9 protein-coding genes and 2 pseudogenes are annotated in these 15,804 nt (G+C 74.4%); 7 read left to right on the top strand and 4 right to left on the bottom strand.

What is annotated here, in order from left to right; translation table 11 throughout:
- Positions 1-2 precede the first annotated feature (2 nt).
- Positions 3-815: pseudogene (locus ACFRAR_RS19470) on the bottom strand (FAD-dependent monooxygenase); the annotation flags it as partial.
- Here ACFRAR_RS19470 and ACFRAR_RS19465 point away from each other — a divergent pair.
- Together ACFRAR_RS19465 and ACFRAR_RS19460 are read left to right on the top strand one after the other, a co-directional pair.
- Positions 785-1,066: pseudogene (locus tag ACFRAR_RS19465) on the top strand (TetR family transcriptional regulator C-terminal domain-containing protein); the annotation flags it as partial. The pseudogenes ACFRAR_RS19470 and ACFRAR_RS19465 overlap by 31 nt on opposite strands.
- Before the next feature lie 310 nt (positions 1,067-1,376).
- A complete protein-coding gene (locus tag ACFRAR_RS19460) occupies positions 1,377-2,996 on the top strand; it encodes an alpha/beta hydrolase (RefSeq protein WP_380699342.1) in 1,620 nt (539 codons plus the stop codon).
- Between the two features lie 590 nt (positions 2,997-3,586).
- Here the strand turns inward: ACFRAR_RS19460 and ACFRAR_RS19455 are convergent.
- Complete coding sequence (locus ACFRAR_RS19455; RefSeq protein ID WP_380699341.1) at positions 3,587-4,312, bottom strand: ABC transporter ATP-binding protein; 726 nt, start codon at positions 4,310-4,312, stop codon at positions 3,587-3,589.
- Between the two features lie 415 nt (positions 4,313-4,727).
- On the opposite strand from ACFRAR_RS19455, the gene ACFRAR_RS19450 reads away from it, so the two are divergent.
- The 3 genes from ACFRAR_RS19450 (at position 4,728) to ACFRAR_RS19440 (ending at position 12,074) form a co-directional block, all read left to right on the top strand.
- Complete coding sequence (locus tag ACFRAR_RS19450) at positions 4,728-8,099, top strand: FtsX-like permease family protein (protein ID WP_380699340.1); 3,372 nt, start codon at positions 4,728-4,730, stop codon at positions 8,097-8,099.
- Positions 8,096-10,942, top strand: a complete 2,847-nt coding sequence (locus ACFRAR_RS19445; protein ID WP_380699339.1) for a hypothetical protein — start codon at positions 8,096-8,098, stop codon at positions 10,940-10,942. The genes ACFRAR_RS19450 and ACFRAR_RS19445 overlap by 4 nt, the downstream gene beginning before the upstream one ends.
- Positions 10,943-11,087: 145 nt before the next feature.
- Complete coding sequence (locus tag ACFRAR_RS19440; protein ID WP_380699338.1) at positions 11,088-12,074, top strand: ABC transporter ATP-binding protein; 987 nt, start codon at positions 11,088-11,090, stop codon at positions 12,072-12,074.
- Between the two features lie 53 nt (positions 12,075-12,127).
- On the opposite strand, the gene ACFRAR_RS19435 is transcribed toward ACFRAR_RS19440, so the two are convergent.
- A complete protein-coding gene (locus ACFRAR_RS19435; protein ID WP_380699337.1) occupies positions 12,128-12,310 on the bottom strand; it encodes a hypothetical protein in 183 nt (60 codons plus the stop codon).
- Positions 12,311-12,475: 165 nt separating this feature from the next.
- Complete coding sequence (locus ACFRAR_RS19430; RefSeq protein ID WP_380699336.1) at positions 12,476-14,026, bottom strand: AMP-binding protein; 1,551 nt, start codon at positions 14,024-14,026, stop codon at positions 12,476-12,478.
- A 175-nt stretch (positions 14,027-14,201) separates the two neighbouring features.
- On the opposite strand from ACFRAR_RS19430, the gene ACFRAR_RS19425 reads away from it, so the two are divergent.
- Together ACFRAR_RS19425 and ACFRAR_RS19420 are read left to right on the top strand one after the other, a co-directional pair.
- On the top strand, positions 14,202-14,834 hold the full coding sequence (locus tag ACFRAR_RS19425) for an AAA family ATPase (RefSeq protein ID WP_380699335.1): 633 nt from the start codon (positions 14,202-14,204) through the stop codon (positions 14,832-14,834).
- 162 nt (positions 14,835-14,996) lie between these two features.
- Positions 14,997-15,749 carry a thioesterase II family protein gene (locus ACFRAR_RS19420; RefSeq protein ID WP_380699334.1) on the top strand — a complete coding sequence of 251 codons (753 nt, stop codon included), beginning with the start codon at positions 14,997-14,999 and terminating at the stop codon, positions 15,747-15,749.
- The last annotated feature ends 55 nt before the right edge of the window (positions 15,750-15,804 follow it).

The raw sequence follows: 15,804 nt of genomic DNA, 5'->3' as shown, positions 1-15,804 counted from the left end.
GCCTAACCTGATTGCCGGTCAAGTGCCACGTGAGGTTTTGCCCAGGCGGCACGGGGAGTGATCGCGGGCGGCGTCCAGTCGGCGAGGCGGAGGACGGTGCGGACCATCGTGCCGGGCGGGGTGAGCCGGATCGCGGCGTTGCGCAGGCCGACCGCCGGCGGGTGGGCGAGCTGCCGGCCCATCCGGCCGGCCCGGCGGGCGTCCCGGGCCACGGCCTGGCTGCGCGGGCGGCGGGCCGAGTCGTAGTGGGCGAGCGCGCCCTCGACCGTCCGGGCCTCGGCGAGCGCCGCCGCCAGGGTCACCGCGTCCTCCAGGGCCTGGCAGGCGCCCTGGCCGAGGTGGGGCGTCATGGCGTGCGCCGCGTCGCCGAGCAGCGCGACCCGGCCCGAGACGTAGGACGGCAGCGGGGTGACCAGCTCGTTGACGTCGTGGTGCAGCACCGCCTCCGGCCGGGTCGCGGCCGGCAGTGAGGGGATCGGTTCGTGCCAGCGGGCGAAGCGGCGACGGACCTCGGTCAGCGGGTCCCGGTAGCGGACCCCGGCCGGGGCGTTGAGGACCGCGTGCCACTCGGCGGTGCCGTCCGGGAAGGCGATGTGGCCGAACTCGGCGCCGTGGCCCCAGGTCGGCTCGAAGTCGGCCTTCAGCCCGTCGATCGGGCGTTCGGTGATCGCCCGCAGCACCGTCGAGCCGCTGTAGACCGGCCCGGGGTGGGCGGGGAAGAGGCGGCGTCGGACGCGGCTGTTGATCCCGTCGGCGGCCGCCGGGAGGTCGGCCTCCAGGGCGGAGTCGTCGAAGCCCGCCCGGACCCGGAACGGCTGGGCTCGCCCGGTACTCCTGCGCGGTAGAGAGCGTGCGCGATCCCGAGCTGCGCGAGATCCTCGCGCCGCGTGAGAACGCGAGTCGGGCCGCCGTCCGGGTGTTCCTCGCCGCGCAGGGCGCACCGGACCCGGACGGGCGGACCGCCACACTGCTGGCCTGTGTCGACGGCCTGGTCCTCGACCGGCTCGTGGGCGGGGGCGGGCCCGGGGTCGCCGAGGTCCAGGGGTTGGTGGCGGCCGCCCTGCGCGGGTCGCGGGATAGCCGGCCGTCGCGTGTCGCGGTGGGCCCGGCCCGTTCGGCGATGAGGGGTGATTCCGGGGCGCGGGTCGTACGGAAATTCGCGGCGCGGCGCGGCATCGCCGATCCGGGCGGAGGTGGGGCGGTCGACGGATCCCGATGATTTGATGTCAGGTCAATCAACCGTCAAGTTGGTTCATTCACAGAATATTTCATGACTCCTTGCCTCTCCGGAGAATGAATTGCGCCGCTCCCAGGTCTTCACAGGGAGATCTCAGACTGACAGGCTGGGGCCGCCCTTTCAGTACGGAGGAGGTTCCTTGTCCCGCATATCCACGTTGGCCGGAGCGGTCACCTGCGCGCTCGCCCTTGTCACCGGCACCGCCGTCGCCGCGTCGGCGGCGCCCTTCGACCAGGCGCCGGGCCTGGCCGAGGCGAAGGTCGCCCCTGTTGCCTGGACGCCCTGCAACCCCGACCCGACCAAGCCGGACCCCGGCATCTATGACTGCGCCGTCTACCCCGTGCCGCTGGACTACGACAACCCGTCGGGTGACACGATCGGCATCGCCATGATGCGGCGACGGGCGAGCGACCCGTCGAAGCGGATCGGCTCGCTGTTCCTCAACCCCGGTGGTCCGGGCGGCAGTGGCTACCTGTGGGCGACGACCAACCGCTTCGGTACGGAGGTGCAGTCCAAGTTCGACCTGATCGGCTTCGACCCGCGCGGCGTGGCCCGGAGCAACCCGATCAAGTGCTTCAAGACCCAGGAGGAGGCCGACGCGGTCAACGACCGCATGGTCGGAGTCCCGGTCACCAAGGCCGAGATCAACGGGACGCTGGACGCGGACCAGGACTACACCGACGCTTGCAGCAAGAACGCCGGCCCGCTGATCGAGCACATGTCGACCATCAACGTGGTCCGCGACCTCGACCGGATGCGCCGCGCCGTCGGTGACTCCCAGCTCTCCTTCGCCGGGTTCTCCTACGGCACCCTGATCGGTTCGACGTACGCCAACATGTACCCGAACAAGGTCCGCGCGATCATCGTCGACGGCAACGTCGACCCGAACCTGCGCCTGCACAACGGCATGGAGTACGACCGCCAGCGGGCGGGCGGCTTCGAGCTGGCCCTGGACGAGTTCCTGAAGCGCTGCCAGGCCGCCGGTGCCCCGCGCTGCGCCTTCGGCGAGGGTGACACCCGGGCCAAGTTCGACCAGCTCCGCGACCACCTGCGGACCAGCCCGATCACGCTGCCGAACGGTGCCAAGGTCACCCTGAGCAGCTTCACCGGCGAGGTGGCCAGCGCCCTGTACTCGCAGGCCAAGCTGGCCCCGCTGGCCAAGTCGCTCCAGGCGACCTACCAGGTCTTCCAGAAGCCGAAGGCGGCCACCCTGCTGGCCCCGCAGGCGAACGTCTCGGACGAGGACGCCAACCTGCTCTCGGTGGACGTCCCGCGGGCGGCCCTGCGGGAGGCCCCGGTCGACTCCGAGTACGGCGCGGACGACTCCTACATGGCCGTCAACTGCCAGGACAAGCCGTACCCCTCCAACGACCGGCTGTTCGCCAACGCGGCCAAGGTCTGGGAGAAGGAGTCGCCGACCTTCGGCCGCTACCAGGCCTTCGACGCGCCTGCGTGCGCGAGCTGGCCGGCCCCGGCCCGGGACGCCGAGCGCTTCTCCGGCCCGTGGAACAAGAAGACCTCCAACACCGTGATGGTGATCGGCAACCTCTACGACCCGGCCACCCAGTACAAGTTCGCCCAGCGGATGCAGCAGGAGCTGGGCAACGCCGTGCTGGTCAGCGTGGACTCGATCGAGCACTGCGCGGTGGGTCGCAGCAAGGCGCTGAACGCGCTGGTCACCCGCTACCTGGTGGACGGCACCGCGCCGGCGCCCGGCCAGCTGCTGAAGCCGGACGCGGAGATCTTCCCGGCGGTCTGACGGAACGGCCCTGGCGGTCCGGGGGATGAGGTGACGGTCGTGGGGGGGGGGGGGGGGGGGGGCCCCCCCCCCCCCCCCCCCCCCACGACCGCGTTCTCCGGGCAAGTGCCAGGACGGCGCGGGAAATGCGGCAGCGGATCGTCATCGGGCCTCCGGGGATCGGTTTCCGGCGAGTCGTCGGCGACCATAACCCAGGGCACTGACAATCGACTTCCGGCGCGAATGCGAAGGGCAAGTCGCGTACGAATCCCAAGAAATGACGTACTGTCACACTATTCTTAATCGATTTCCACGGTCGGGATTCCGTGTTGGATTGCGGTCGCCAGCTGCTCTCGAACTCGAGAAAGCCAGGGCTTCGACCAGCGCCGGCGCAGCAGTCCCGCCCGCATCCGGCTGGTGGGGGACGAGGCGGACGCGGTCGCCGGGTCGAACCGGGCGTCCACCTTCGTGGCAGCTGTCGAGCGGGGGGTGACGACGCGTCCGGTGGCGCAGACGCGGCCGGCCGGGGCCCGAGGTGAAGCTCCGGCGCTCCGGAACCATCGGGACGCGCGGCCCACTCCACCGCGAGGGCCGTGCCACGGCCCGCCCCGCTACGCGGCGCGCTCCGTCTCCTCCTCGATGATCCGGCCGTCGCGGACCTCGATCACCCGGTCGGCGAGCCCCATCAGCGTCGGGTCGTGGGTGGCGACGAGCACCGTGACGCCCTCGCTGCGCACCACCGCGCGGAGCAGCTCCATGATCGAGCGGCCGGTCTCCGAGTCCAGCTGACCGGTCGGTTCGTCGGCGATGATCAGGCTGGGTTCGTTGGCCAGCGCGCGGGCGATGGCGACGCGCTGCTGCTGGCCGCCGGAGAGTTCACCGGGGCGCTGGTTGGCGTGGTCGGCCAGGCCGACGAGGGCGAGCAGGGTGTGGGCGCGCTCCTCGCGTTCGGCGGCCGGGGCCTTGCGCAGTCGCATGGGTACGCCGACGTTCTCCGCCGCGGTGAGCATCGGGATCAGCCCGAAGGACTGGAAGACGAAGCCGATCCGCTCCCGCCGCAGGGCGAGTCGACCGTCCTCGTCCAGCCCGGCGAGGTCGACGCCGTCCAGGGCGATGGTGCCGCCGGTCGGAGCGTCCAGGCCGCCGACGAGGTTGAGCAGGGTGGTCTTGCCGGAGCCGGAGCGGCCCTTGAGTGCGGCGAGCTCGCCACGGCCCACGGTGAACGAGACGCCGCGCAGGGCGTGCACGGCCCGCTCGCCGGTGCCGAAGCTCCGGCGGAGGTCGGTCACGGCCACCATCGGCGGGGCGGTGGTGGCGGCGGCCTGATGCTGCGTCATGTGACGTCCCCCTGTGGGCGTGGTCACCCGGTTTCTTCCGGGTCCCGTCCGGTTCTACGGATATGACTGCTCTGGTGGTTCACGTTCCCGGGAGGGAATCCGTGACGACGGTGCCCCCGGCCAAAGGAGCGCGCTGAAGCCGAGGTTGTGAAGTGTTCATGGCATTCGCATGGGCTCATCCCCGGCCGGGATGCTACCAATGAAAGGAATTTGTTCACCGCTTACTTGATTCGCGCAAGTCCCTTCCGTTCCTGGATCGAATCTGACAGCATCGTCCGCTATCCGGCGACTGATAGCCGGTGATCAATGCGCCGGTGTGCTCGCGATGTGCCTGTCTGTGGCCGATTTGTGCTCGGACTGGATCGGCGAGCGGGACCGGGATGCAACCGGGGACATGGTCCGGGGGAGGAACTTGATGCTCGGCTTCGTCATGCGCCGACTGCGCGGGCGAGTGCCGCTGGCTGCCGCTGTTCTGTTTGCGGTGCTGATCACCACGTCCGTGCTGACCGCCTTGGTGGCCTTCAACAGCAGTGTCGGCGAGGCCGGCCTGCGGCAGGCACTCCAAGGGCCCGGTCACGCGCGGACCACGGTGGCGGTGACCGGTGAGCACGGACTCGCCCAGCGGACGAAGGACGAGGAGGCGCTCGCCGGCTACCGGCAGAAGCTCTTCGGCGACCTGCCCGTGCACACCGACAGCCTGATGCGCAGTCGCTCCTACGGCCTGCCGGACTCCGGCGGTCCGGCGGCGAGCGGCAGCCCGGGGAGCGGCAGCACCCCCGGCACCGCCGGAACGGCGGCCCCGGCCGCGACGGCGGGCCCCGCCTCCGGTGCCCAGCTCGACCTGACGGTCCTCGCCGACCTCGACCGCCGCCGGGTCCAACTGCTCGCCGGCGCCTGGCCGGCAGCCGCCACCGGGACGGTTCAGTCCGCCGCGCCGGAAGCCGCCGTCCCGCAGAGCCTGCTGCGCCGACTCGGCCTGACCGAGCAGGCCCTGCCCACCGAGGTCCGGCTCTCCGACCGGGTCGACGGCAAGCCGCTGACCGTCCGGATCACCGGCGTCTACCGGGCCACCGACCCGACCGCCTCGTACTGGCGGATCGACCCGGTCGGCGGCCACGAGATCGAGGTCGGCGGCTTCACCACCTTCGGCCCGATGATGGTGGACCAGAGCGCCTTCACCACGGCCGGCCTGGTCCAGAGCGGTCGGAACTGGCTGCTGGACGCCGACTTCTCCAGCGCCGACCAGGCCGCCGCACAGGCCATCGGCGACCGCGCCCAGCGCCTCGGCGAGGAGCTGCGGTCCGCCGGATCGCTCGCCGCGAAGACCGAACTCCCCGACATCGTGCACGAGTTGTCCGACAGCATGGTGGTCGCCCGGTCCACCCTGCTGATCGGCGCCCTCCAACTGGCCGTGCTCGCCGCGGCGGCCCTGCTACTGGTGATCCACCTGATCGCCGCCCGGCAGGAGTCCGAGAACGAGATCCTCGCCGCGCGCGGCGCCTCCGCCGTCAGGCTCGGCTCCTTCACCGCCCTGGAATCGCTGCTGCTGGCCCTGCCCGCGGCACTGTGCGCGCCACTGCTGACCCCGGTCCTGGTCCGCGCGCTGGCCGGCCTCGGCGGCTCCCACCCGGTCACCCTGGACACCGGCATCAGCTGGTCGCTCTGGCCGGTCGCCGTGGCCTGCGCCTTCGCCTGCGTCCTGCTGGCCACCGTGCCCAGCGTGGTGCGCGGCGTCGGCGCCGCCCTGCGCCGCCGCGCCGGCCGACGCCAGGCCGTGGTCTCCGGCGTCGCCCGCAACGGCGGCGACCTCGCCGTGCTCGCCCTGGCCGCGCTCGCCTACCAGCAGCTCGACCAGTACGGGGGCGGGCTGTCCGCCGACTCCTCCGGTCGGCTCGACGTCGACCTGCTGCTGGTCGCCACCCCGACGCTCGCCCTGTGCGCCGGCACCCTGGTGGTCCTGCGCCTGCTGCCGTTCGTCGCCCGGCTCGGCGCCCGCGCCGCCGCCCGGGGCCGCGGCCTCGGCCCGGCCATGGTCGGCTGGCAGCTGGCCCGTCGGCCCGGTCGGGCCACCGGACCGGTGCTGCTGCTGGTGATGGCCGTGGCCACCGGCGTCCTGGCGCTCGGTCAGCACGCCACCTGGACCTCCTCCCAGCGCGACCAGGCGGCCTTCACCACGGCGGGCGGCCTGCGCGTCTTCGGCTCGCACAACGCGCCGATGGGCCAGGGCGGCCGCTACGGCAGCCTGCCCGGCGGTGACCGGCTGGTCCCGGTGGTCCGCGACGAGCAGCCGCTCCAGGACGGCGGCAGCGGTCAGCTGCTGGCCGTGGACGGCGCCGCCTTCGCCGACCGCGTCCCGGTCCGCCGCGACCTGCTCGACGGCCGCACCGCGGCGGAGGTCTTCGGCACGCTCGCCACGACCGCCGGCGCCCCGTCCGGCATCCCGCTGCCCGGCCACCCGCTGCGGATCGACGCCGACATCGTGGTGAACCAGCGGGACGCCGTGACGTCGTGGACCGGCCCGGTCCACCCGGAGGTCCGGCTGCTGCTGCGCGACCGCTTCGGCCTCGTCCACAAGGTCCCGTTCGGCGACCTCCCGTCGAACGGCCAGGTCCGCTCCTCGATCGCGCTCGGTGCGCTGGTCGACGCCCCGGTGGGCTCGGTCGCCGCTCCGCTGACCGTGGTCGGTGTGACCGTCTCGTTCGGCGACCGCAGCGCGGGCGACGTCACCGTCCGGAACCTGGCCGTCTCCGAGACGGCCGACGGCCCGGCCACCACCGTCCCGGTGCCGGACGGGGCCCGCTGGAGCCTCAAGGCCCCGACGAGCAGCGCCATGAACAGCACGCCGACGGTCTCGCTCGCCTCCGAGGCGGCAACGGCCGACGCGCTCTTCACGTTCCGCTACCAGTCCGCCAGGGGTATCGGCAACACACTGCGCGCGGTGCTGACCCCGGCCGCGGCGGCCGCCCCGGCCACCCCGGCAGCCCCGGCCGCCCCGGCAGCCCCGGCCACCGTCAACGCCGTCGCCTCCCGCGACTACCTGAAGGCCGTCGGAGCCAAGGTCGGTGACACCCTCCAGGTGCCGTTCAGCGGCGTCGTCGTCCCGGTCAAGGTGACCGGAGAGGTGGAGGCGGTCCCGGTGGCCGGCCGACGGGCGCTGGTGATGGACCTGGGCTCGGTCGCCCGGGTGCTGGTCGCCCAGGACCGCGACCTGCCCACCCGCACCGAGTGGTGGCTGCCCGCCGCCGGGCCGGGCGACCGGGCCCCGGCGGAGGCCGCCGCCGCCCTGCGCGCGGCCCCCGGGAGCCAGGACCTCGCGCTCTACGACGAGGTCGCCGACGGGCTCCTCGGCGACCCGGTCGGCGCCGCCCCGCAGAGCGCGCTGATGGCCATCGCGATCGTCACCGCCCTGCTCGCCGCGATCGGCTTCGCCGCCGCCGTGGCCGGCTCCGCCCACGAACGCTCCCGGGACTCCGCGCTGCTGCTCGCCCTGGGCGCACCGCGCAAGCAGGCCACCCGCACCGCCGCCGCCGAGAATGCGGTGCTGGTCGGGCTCGGCGGAATCGTCGGACTCGCCCTCGGTGCCCTGCTCGTCCGGCTGATCGTGCCCTTCGTGGTGCTGACCCCGGCCGCCCGTCGGCCGGTACCCGAGGCACTGGTCGAGCTGCCGTTCGGTCAGGCGCTGCTGTTCGCGGCCGCGATCGCCGTCGTCCCGCTGCTGTCGGCCTTCCTCATCGGACGCCGCCGCCGAGACCTGGCAGCCCGGCTGCGCCACGTGGAGGAGATGTGACCACCGAGGACGGCACCACCGTGCCCACCCCCGCACCGGCGCCCCCGCCCGCGTCACCGCCCGCCCACCGCCCCGCGCCCTGGGTCCGCACCAGGCTGCGCGCGGCGCCGCTGACCGCGCTGCTCACGGCCGCCCTCGCCCTCGTCACCGTCTTCCTGGCGGCGGCCTTCCCGCGCCTCGCGGACCGGGGCGCGGACAGTGCGCTCCAGGAGTTCGCCCGCGGCCTGGGCACCAACGTGACCAACCTGGAGGTGACCTCCGAGACGGCCCGTGACGACACCGTCGCCAATCTGGACACCGTCCAGCAGAAGCTCGGGGAGCAGATCGGACAGAAGCTGTCGCTGGCCCGGTCCGGCCGGGACTACGGCACCCGGATCAAGACCGAGCGCCGGATGTTCAACCCGAGCTTCACCCGGTTCTCCGAACAGGCAGCCCCGGCGCTCAACCTCTTCTACCTGCACGGCCTGACCGACCGGGTGACGCTGACCGCCGGCACCTGGCCGGGCGCCGCCGCCCCGGACAGCGGTCCGCTGCCGATCGTGCTGAGCCAGAAGGCCGCCGACGCCATCAACATCAAGCTCGGCGACGTCATCGAGAGCGGCACCGACGGGCCGTACCGGCTGCGCAGCACCGTGGTCGGCTTCTACCGGGTCAACGATCCCCAGGACCCGATCTGGGAGTCGCTCGGCTGTCCGACCAGGGCCTGCCTGAACCTCAAGGGCGACGACGCGTGGTACTGGACCAGCGGCTTCGTCGACGGCGGGAGCCTGCCCGCGCTGGCCACCTGGGGTTCGAGCGGCCAGAACTTCTGGCGGCTGCCCGTCGAGCCCGGTTCGCTGCGCGCCGACCAGCTCGACGGGATCCGCGCGACCATCGGCTCGTACACCGCCGGGCCCGGCCTGTCCGGCCTGATCGACACGACCCTCCGGGCCGACCTGCACGCCACCTCGCTGATGCCGGACGTCCTGAGCCGGGCCACCGCCCGCTACCAGGCCGCCGCCCCGCTGGGCGCCGTCGGTCCGGCCGGTGTGGCCGGCATCGCGGTCGTGGTGCTCTGCATGGCCGCGGCGCTCAGCACGGACCGGCGCACCGCCGAGATCCGGCTGCTCCAGGCCCGCGGCGGCTCGCGCGGCGGAGTGCTGCTGCGGCTGCTCGGGGAGGGCGCGGTGACGGTCGTGCCCGCCGCCGTGCTCGGGACCGTCCTCGCGCTGGTGCTGATGCCCACCCCGCGCTGGGGCAGCTCGGTGTCGCTGGCTCTCAGCGTGACCCTGCTCGCCGTGCTGGCGTTCCCGCTCCGGGCCGCCCGGCTGTGGTCGCGCCCGCGGGCGGCGGGCGGCTGGCGCCGGTCGATCGGCGAGCTCACCGTGCTGGCCGTCACCGCCGCGGCCGTGGCCGAGGTCCGCCGCCGCGGCGTCGGTCACTCGGGCGGCGGTGTCGACCCGTTGCTGGTGGCCGCCCCGCTGCTGCTCGCCGTCTCCGGTGGCCTGCTGCTGGCGAGGATCGAGCCGGTGGTGGTCGGCTGGCTGGCCGCTCTCGCCGGGCGCGGCCGGGGCCTGGTCGGTTTCCTCGGCCTGGTCCGGGCCGCCCGCGACAACTCGGGCCGGCGCCGGCCCTCCGCGCTGCCGCTGCTCGCCCTGCTCATCGCCGTCACGGTCACCGGTTTCGGCGCCACCGTGCTCGACACCGTGAACCACTCCCGGACGCGGGCCGCGCGCATCGCCGTCGGCGGCGACGTGTCCATCGGCGTCCCGGTCTACGCCACCCTGCCGGAGGACTTCACCAAGGCGGCCGGCGAGCTGCCCGGAGTCCGGGCCGCGACCGGCGCCTGGGTCGAGGACCGGGCCACCTTCATCGGCGCCGACCGGTCCACCACCGACGCCATCCTGGTGGTGGTCGAGCCCAAGGCCTACGCGGAGATCTCCCGGGCCACCGGGGTCGGCGGCTACGACCCGGCCAAGCTGGCCGACGCCCCGGGCGGCCAGGACGCCGCGGTGCCCGCGCTGTTCAGCCGGGGCCTGGCCGACCGCCTGGTCGGGGGCGCGCCGCAGGTGCGCACGCCCAGCGGCAGCAGGATGACCACCAGCGTCGCCGGGATCGTCACCGCCACGCCCGCCCTGCCGGATCCCGGCAAGCCCTTCGTGGTGGTGCCGGCCGGCCCGGCCGCGGAGCACCTGCCGGAGCTCAAACGGGCGACCAAGGTGAACAAGTGGTTCGCGGTCGGCGACGTCGACCCGGACCGGGTGCGCGCCCTGCTGATGGAGCGCGGCCTCGGCGGCCGCCAGCTGTCGGGCATCGTCAAGCTGGTCAACGACGAGGCCGCGGCGGCGGGCAAGGCCAGCTCCGGACTGCCCCCCGGCTACGTGGTGCACAGCAGCCGGGAGAAGCTCGCCGAACTCGCCGGCGACCCGGTGCAGCGCGCTGCCGGGCGGCTGTTCTGGTACGCGGGCTTCGCCGCCGCCGGATTCGCCCTGCTCGCCGTGCTGCTGACACTGCTGCGGGCCGCGCCCGACCGCACGGCCGTGCTCGCCCGGCTGCGCACCATGGGCCTGCGGCCCCGCCAGGGGCTGGTGCTGGTCATCTTCGAGGCGCTGCCGCAGACCCTGGCGGCGGCCGTCGGCGGCGGCCTGGCCGCGGTGACGGCGGTGGTCCTGCTCGGGGGTGCCATCGACCTCTCGGCGCTGGTCGGCGCCCCGGTCGGCGAGGCCCTGGCGCCTGCCGTGATGCCGGTGCTGCTGCCCACGGCAGGCCTGGCCCTGGTGGTCTGCCTGGGCGTGGTGGTGGAGACGCTGGTCGCCGGCCGACGCCAGATCGCGACCGAACTACGAGCGGGGGAGCAGCAATGAGGCCGGGTACAGCGGGTGGCGCGGCCGTGGGAAGGCCGCGGTCGGAGGTCGGCGGCGGCGCCCCGGCCGGGACCGCGGCACGGGCCGTCGGGACAGTGGAGAGCGGTGCGATGACGCAGACAGTCGAGACAGGAGACGAGCGGTGATGAGCACTCCCCAGGGGCGGACGGTCACCGAGGCACCCAGCCTCCAGGAGCTCCGGCAGCGGGCCCTCGCCGCCGCGTCGCCCAAGGCGTTCGGCGAGGGAGCGGCCATCGTGTGCGACCGGCTGGTCCGGATCTTCAGCGCGGAGGGGGTCGAGGTCCAGGCCCTCCAGGGCCTGGAGCTGACCATCCGGCAGGGCGACCTGGTGGCCCTGGTCGGTGCCTCCGGCAGCGGCAAGTCCACCCTGCTCACCATCCTGGCCGGGCTGGACGTGCCGACCGCCGGAACCGCCACCGTGGCCGGCTGCGACCTGCTGGAGATGTCCGTCAAGGAGCGGCTGCGCTACCGGCGCGAGGTGGTCGGCTTCATCTGGCAGCAGACCGCCCGCAACCTGCTGCCCTTCCTCACCGCCGCCGAGAACGTCGCGCTGCCGATGCAGCTGCGCGGCCGCCGCTCGGGCGCCGGCGGGGCCAAGCGGCAGACGGCCCGGGTGACCGAACTGCTGGAGGCGCTGGAGATCGGCGAGCTCGCCCACCGCAAGCCCAACGAGCTCTCCGGCGGCCAGCAGCAGCGGGTGGCGATCGCCGTGGCGATGGCCAACAACCCGCCGGTGCTGCTCGCCGACGAGCCCACCGGTGAGCTGGACTCGGAGACGGCGGGGAGCATCTTCGAGGCCTTCCGCACCGTCAACCGCGAACTGGGCGCCACCGTCGTGATCGTCACCCACGACCCGATGGTCGCGGGCGAGGTCCGCCGCACGGTCGCCATCCGGGACGGGCGGACCGCCAGCGAGGTGCTGCGCCGCACCGTGACGGACGAGCACGGCGAGGAGTCGGTGAACGAGCGCGAGTACGTGATGCTGGACCGCAGCGGGCGGGTGCAGCTGCCGGTCAAGTTCCTGGAATCGCTCGGGATGGAGCACCGGGTGGCGGTCGACCTCGCGGCCGATCACATCGAGGTCCGGCCGGACGACCTCGCCGGGCACTGAGGGGCCTCGCGGCAGTGGGCCGCGGTGCGGTGCCGCCGGGCACCGCACCGCGGTCAGCCGTCGCCGCCCGTCCGCTGGAAGAGGCCGCTGCCCTCGGCGTCCGTCCGCGGGTCGGGCGGCGCCTCCTGTGCGGCGCGCTCGCCGCGGGAGGTGGCGGTGCAGAGGGCGAAGACGATCAGGGCGCTGGCCGCGACGGTCAGGATGCCCAGTGCGGTCAGGACGCGTAGCCAGGTCAAAGGGGTGCCTCCTGGGGGACGGTGCGGCCCGCACTGACGTGCACGACGCCGCCGGGATGTATCGGCAGGTCGTGCCGCACGGTCGAGTGCCCACGGACGGTTCTTCCCGCCGGGCGGCGCGCGAGAGGTCGCCCGTGTGGGCGCTCGAAGCACTCGTCGGGCGTGTCACACCCCGTCGCGCGCCCCCGCGGTGGCGGAGGCCCGTCCCGTCCCGTCGCCCGCCCGGGCCCGCAGCGCGTCGAGGTCCGGTTTGCCGAGGCCGTTCAGCGGGATCGCGGGCAACAGCAGGAGCGTGTCCGGGGCGCGCCGGCCGAGCCCGTGCGCCCTGACCCAGCGGTGCAGCTGCTCGGCCGTCAGCCGGGAGCCGGGGGCGAGGGCGACCGCGGCGTGCACCCGTTCCAGGCGGTCCGGGTCGGTGGTCGTGAACATCACCGCCTCGCGGACCTCCGGGTGGGTGCGCAGCGGCTCCTCGATCTCGCGGGGGAACACATTGTGCCCCTCGACTATCGCCATCGGGTCCCGCCGCCCGGCCACCGTCAGATAACCGGCCGGGTCCAGGCTGCCCAGGTCCCCGGTGTGCAGCCAGCCGTCCCGGAGCACCCGTTCGGTCAGCTCCGGATCGCGCCAGTAGCCGGCCATCACGGTCGGGGTGCGGACGCAGATCTCCCCGGTCCGGCCCGGCGGCAGCTCGGCGCCGTCCTCGTCCAGGACGCGCAGCTCCGTGTCGGGGTACGGGCGGCCGGCGGTGGTCAGCAGCCGCGGCGCCAGATGCTCGTCCGGGCCCAGCCGGGCGACCGGCCCGCACTCCGTCAGGCTGTAGGTCTGGTGCAGCACCCGGCCCAGCCGCCGGGTCGCCTCGGCGAGGCGCCTCGGCGAGGGCGCGCAGCCGGTGTAGCCGACCCGGCGCAGGCTGCCGGTGTCGGTGGCGGGCAGCAGCGGGTGGTCCAGCAGCCGGTACAGCAGGTGCGGCGGTAGGAAGATCCGGGACACCCGGTACCGCTCGACCGCAGCCAGCACGGCCCCGGCGTCGAAACCGTCCTGCATCACCACCGTGCCGCCGGCCGCCAGCGCCAGGTCCGCCGTGGTGCCGCCGCCGTGGCAGAGCGGGGTGCACAGCAGGAAGACCGCGCCGGACAGCAGCGGTGGGCGCGGCGGACGGGCGAAGCGGCGCAGCACCCCCTTCGGGAGGCCGGTGGTGCCGCCGGTGAACCGCACCGCCATCACGTCCTCGGGCCGGTACCGGGGTTCGAACGGGGCGGGGGAGCGGGCCGCGGCGAGGTCCAGCAGGTCGGTGCCGAGCCCGTGCGGTGCCGGGCCCAGGGAGAACAGGAGGGCCGAGGGCACGGTCCGGGCGATCCCCTCGGCGGCGGCCGGGCACCGGAGCGGGTCGAAGACCAGCGCGGAGGTTCCGGCGAACTCCGCGAGCGCCACCTGTTCGGCGACCGGCCCGTCCGGGAACGGCATCGCCACCCGGCAGCCCAGCAGGTTCGCGGCCAGCCGCACCAGCAGCGCCTCCGGCCGGTTCCCGGCCAGCACCGTCACCCCGTCCCCGCGCCCGAGTCCGGCCCGCTCCAGCGCCCGGGCGGCGCGGTGGACCAGGTCCAGGCACCGCTGCCCGGTCCACGCGTCGTGCCCGTACCGGATCGCCACCCGCGCGGGATCGCGCGCGAGTCCGTCCAGCACCCGCGCGGTGTACGTCGGAGCCGCCTCGGCCATGGCCCGCCCTCCTGTCTGACGGTGCGTCAGCCTAGTGGATGGCGGGCCCACGGGTGCACCGCGGTCGACCGGGCCCCACCGGCACCGGCGGGCACGGGGCGCGGACCGGCGGGCGAGCCGTTGTCCGAGGCTGTTGCTAGGGTTCCCGGTCGGACGTGAACGGGGGGTCGGGCTGGTGGGCGGCGGGTCGGAGGCGGTGGTGACGCCGCGCGGCGTGGTGGATCTGCGGGGCGAGGCCGGGGCGGGGTTCGTCACCGCCTACCCGGCCGACGCCGTCGTGGTGGTCTCGGGGCTGCCGGGGGCAGGGAAGAGCACCCTGCTGCGGCGCTGGTCCTCGGTGACGCTGCGGGCGGTGGACCCGCGGACGGTGCACGAGGCCTGCGCGGCGGTGATGCCCGCCGCGCTGCCGTACGCGATCTACCGGCCGTGGGCCCGGCTGGAACACTTCCGACTGCTGCGGTCCTCGGTGCGCGGCGGCGGCCCGCTGCTGGTGCACGACTGCGGCAGCCGCGCCTGGATGCGGCGCTGGCTGGCCCGGGAGGCGGGCCGCCGGGGCCGTGAACTGCACCTGGTGCTGCTGGACGTCGGCGCCGCGGCCGCGCTGGACGGGCAGCGGGCCCGCGGCCGGCACGCCTCCGGCCGGGTCTTCGCCCGCCACCGCCGCGGCCTGGAGCGACTGTCGGCCGCGTTCACCCGCCACGCGCGCTCCGGCGGGCCGGTGCCGGTGCCGGAGGCCTCGTCCGTCCTGCTGCTCGACGCCGTCTCCCGCTCCCGCGCGCGGTCGGTGCGGTTCGGGCCGGCGGGCTGACCCCGCGGGCGGGCCGATCGCACGGACGGGGCCCAGGACCGGAGGAGCACGGGCGGGAAACGGCCGACCGAGGTCCATGATCGCCACAAGGCCCCCGCGGCCGCCCCCGGCACTGCCAGACTGGTCCGGCACAGTCCGTCACGGAGAGAGGTCACACCCCGCATGCCCAGCAGCGCCGCCGTCGACAATCCGTGGTTCCGCCGGTTCAACCCGTCCGACTCCGCGCCCGCCCGGGTCGTGATCTTCCCCCACGCCGGAGGCTCGGCCAGCTACTACCTGGATCACTCCAACGCGTTGGCGCCGCACGCCGACGTGCTCGCCGTCCAGTACCCGGGCCGGCAGAACCGCATCGCGGAGCCGACGATCAGCTCGGTGACCGGGCTCGCCGACGAGCTCTACCGGGAGCTCAGGGACTGGGCGGACCGGCCGCTCGTCTTCTTCGGGCACAGCATGGGCTCGGCCGTCGCCTTCGAGACCGCCCGGCGCTTCGAGCGCGACGGCCTGCGCGGGCCCGACCGGCTGTTCGTCTCGGCCGGCCGCGCCCCCTCCCTGGGCCGTGATGCCAAGGTCCACCAACTGCCGGACGACGAACTGCTCGCCGAGATCGCCGCGCTCGGCGGCACGGACGAACGGGTCTTCACCATCCCCGCCCTGCGCGAGCTGATCCTGCCGAGCCTGCGCGCCGACTACACGGCCATCGAGACCTACCGCTGCGCGGCGGACGCGACCGTGTCGCTGCCGATCACCGCCCTGGCGGGGGAGGGCGACACGCACGCCACCGTCGACCAGGTCGGCCAGTGGGAGCGGCACACCACCGGCTCCTTCGACCTGCGGGTCTTCCCGGGCGGCCACTTCTACCTGGCCGACCGGGTCGAGGCCGTGGCGGAGGTGATCACCGCGCACCTGGGCGGCTGAGCCGCGGCCGGGCCGCCCCGGGCGGGCGCCCGTGCGGGCCGGCGCACCGGCCCCG

It is taken from the genome of Kitasatospora sp. NPDC056651, assembly GCF_042792155.1.
GTDB lineage: Bacteria > Actinomycetota > Actinomycetes > Streptomycetales > Streptomycetaceae > Kitasatospora.
The sequence above is the reverse complement of the archived record's forward strand: the minus strand, read 5'-3'. Positions and strand labels throughout refer to the sequence as shown.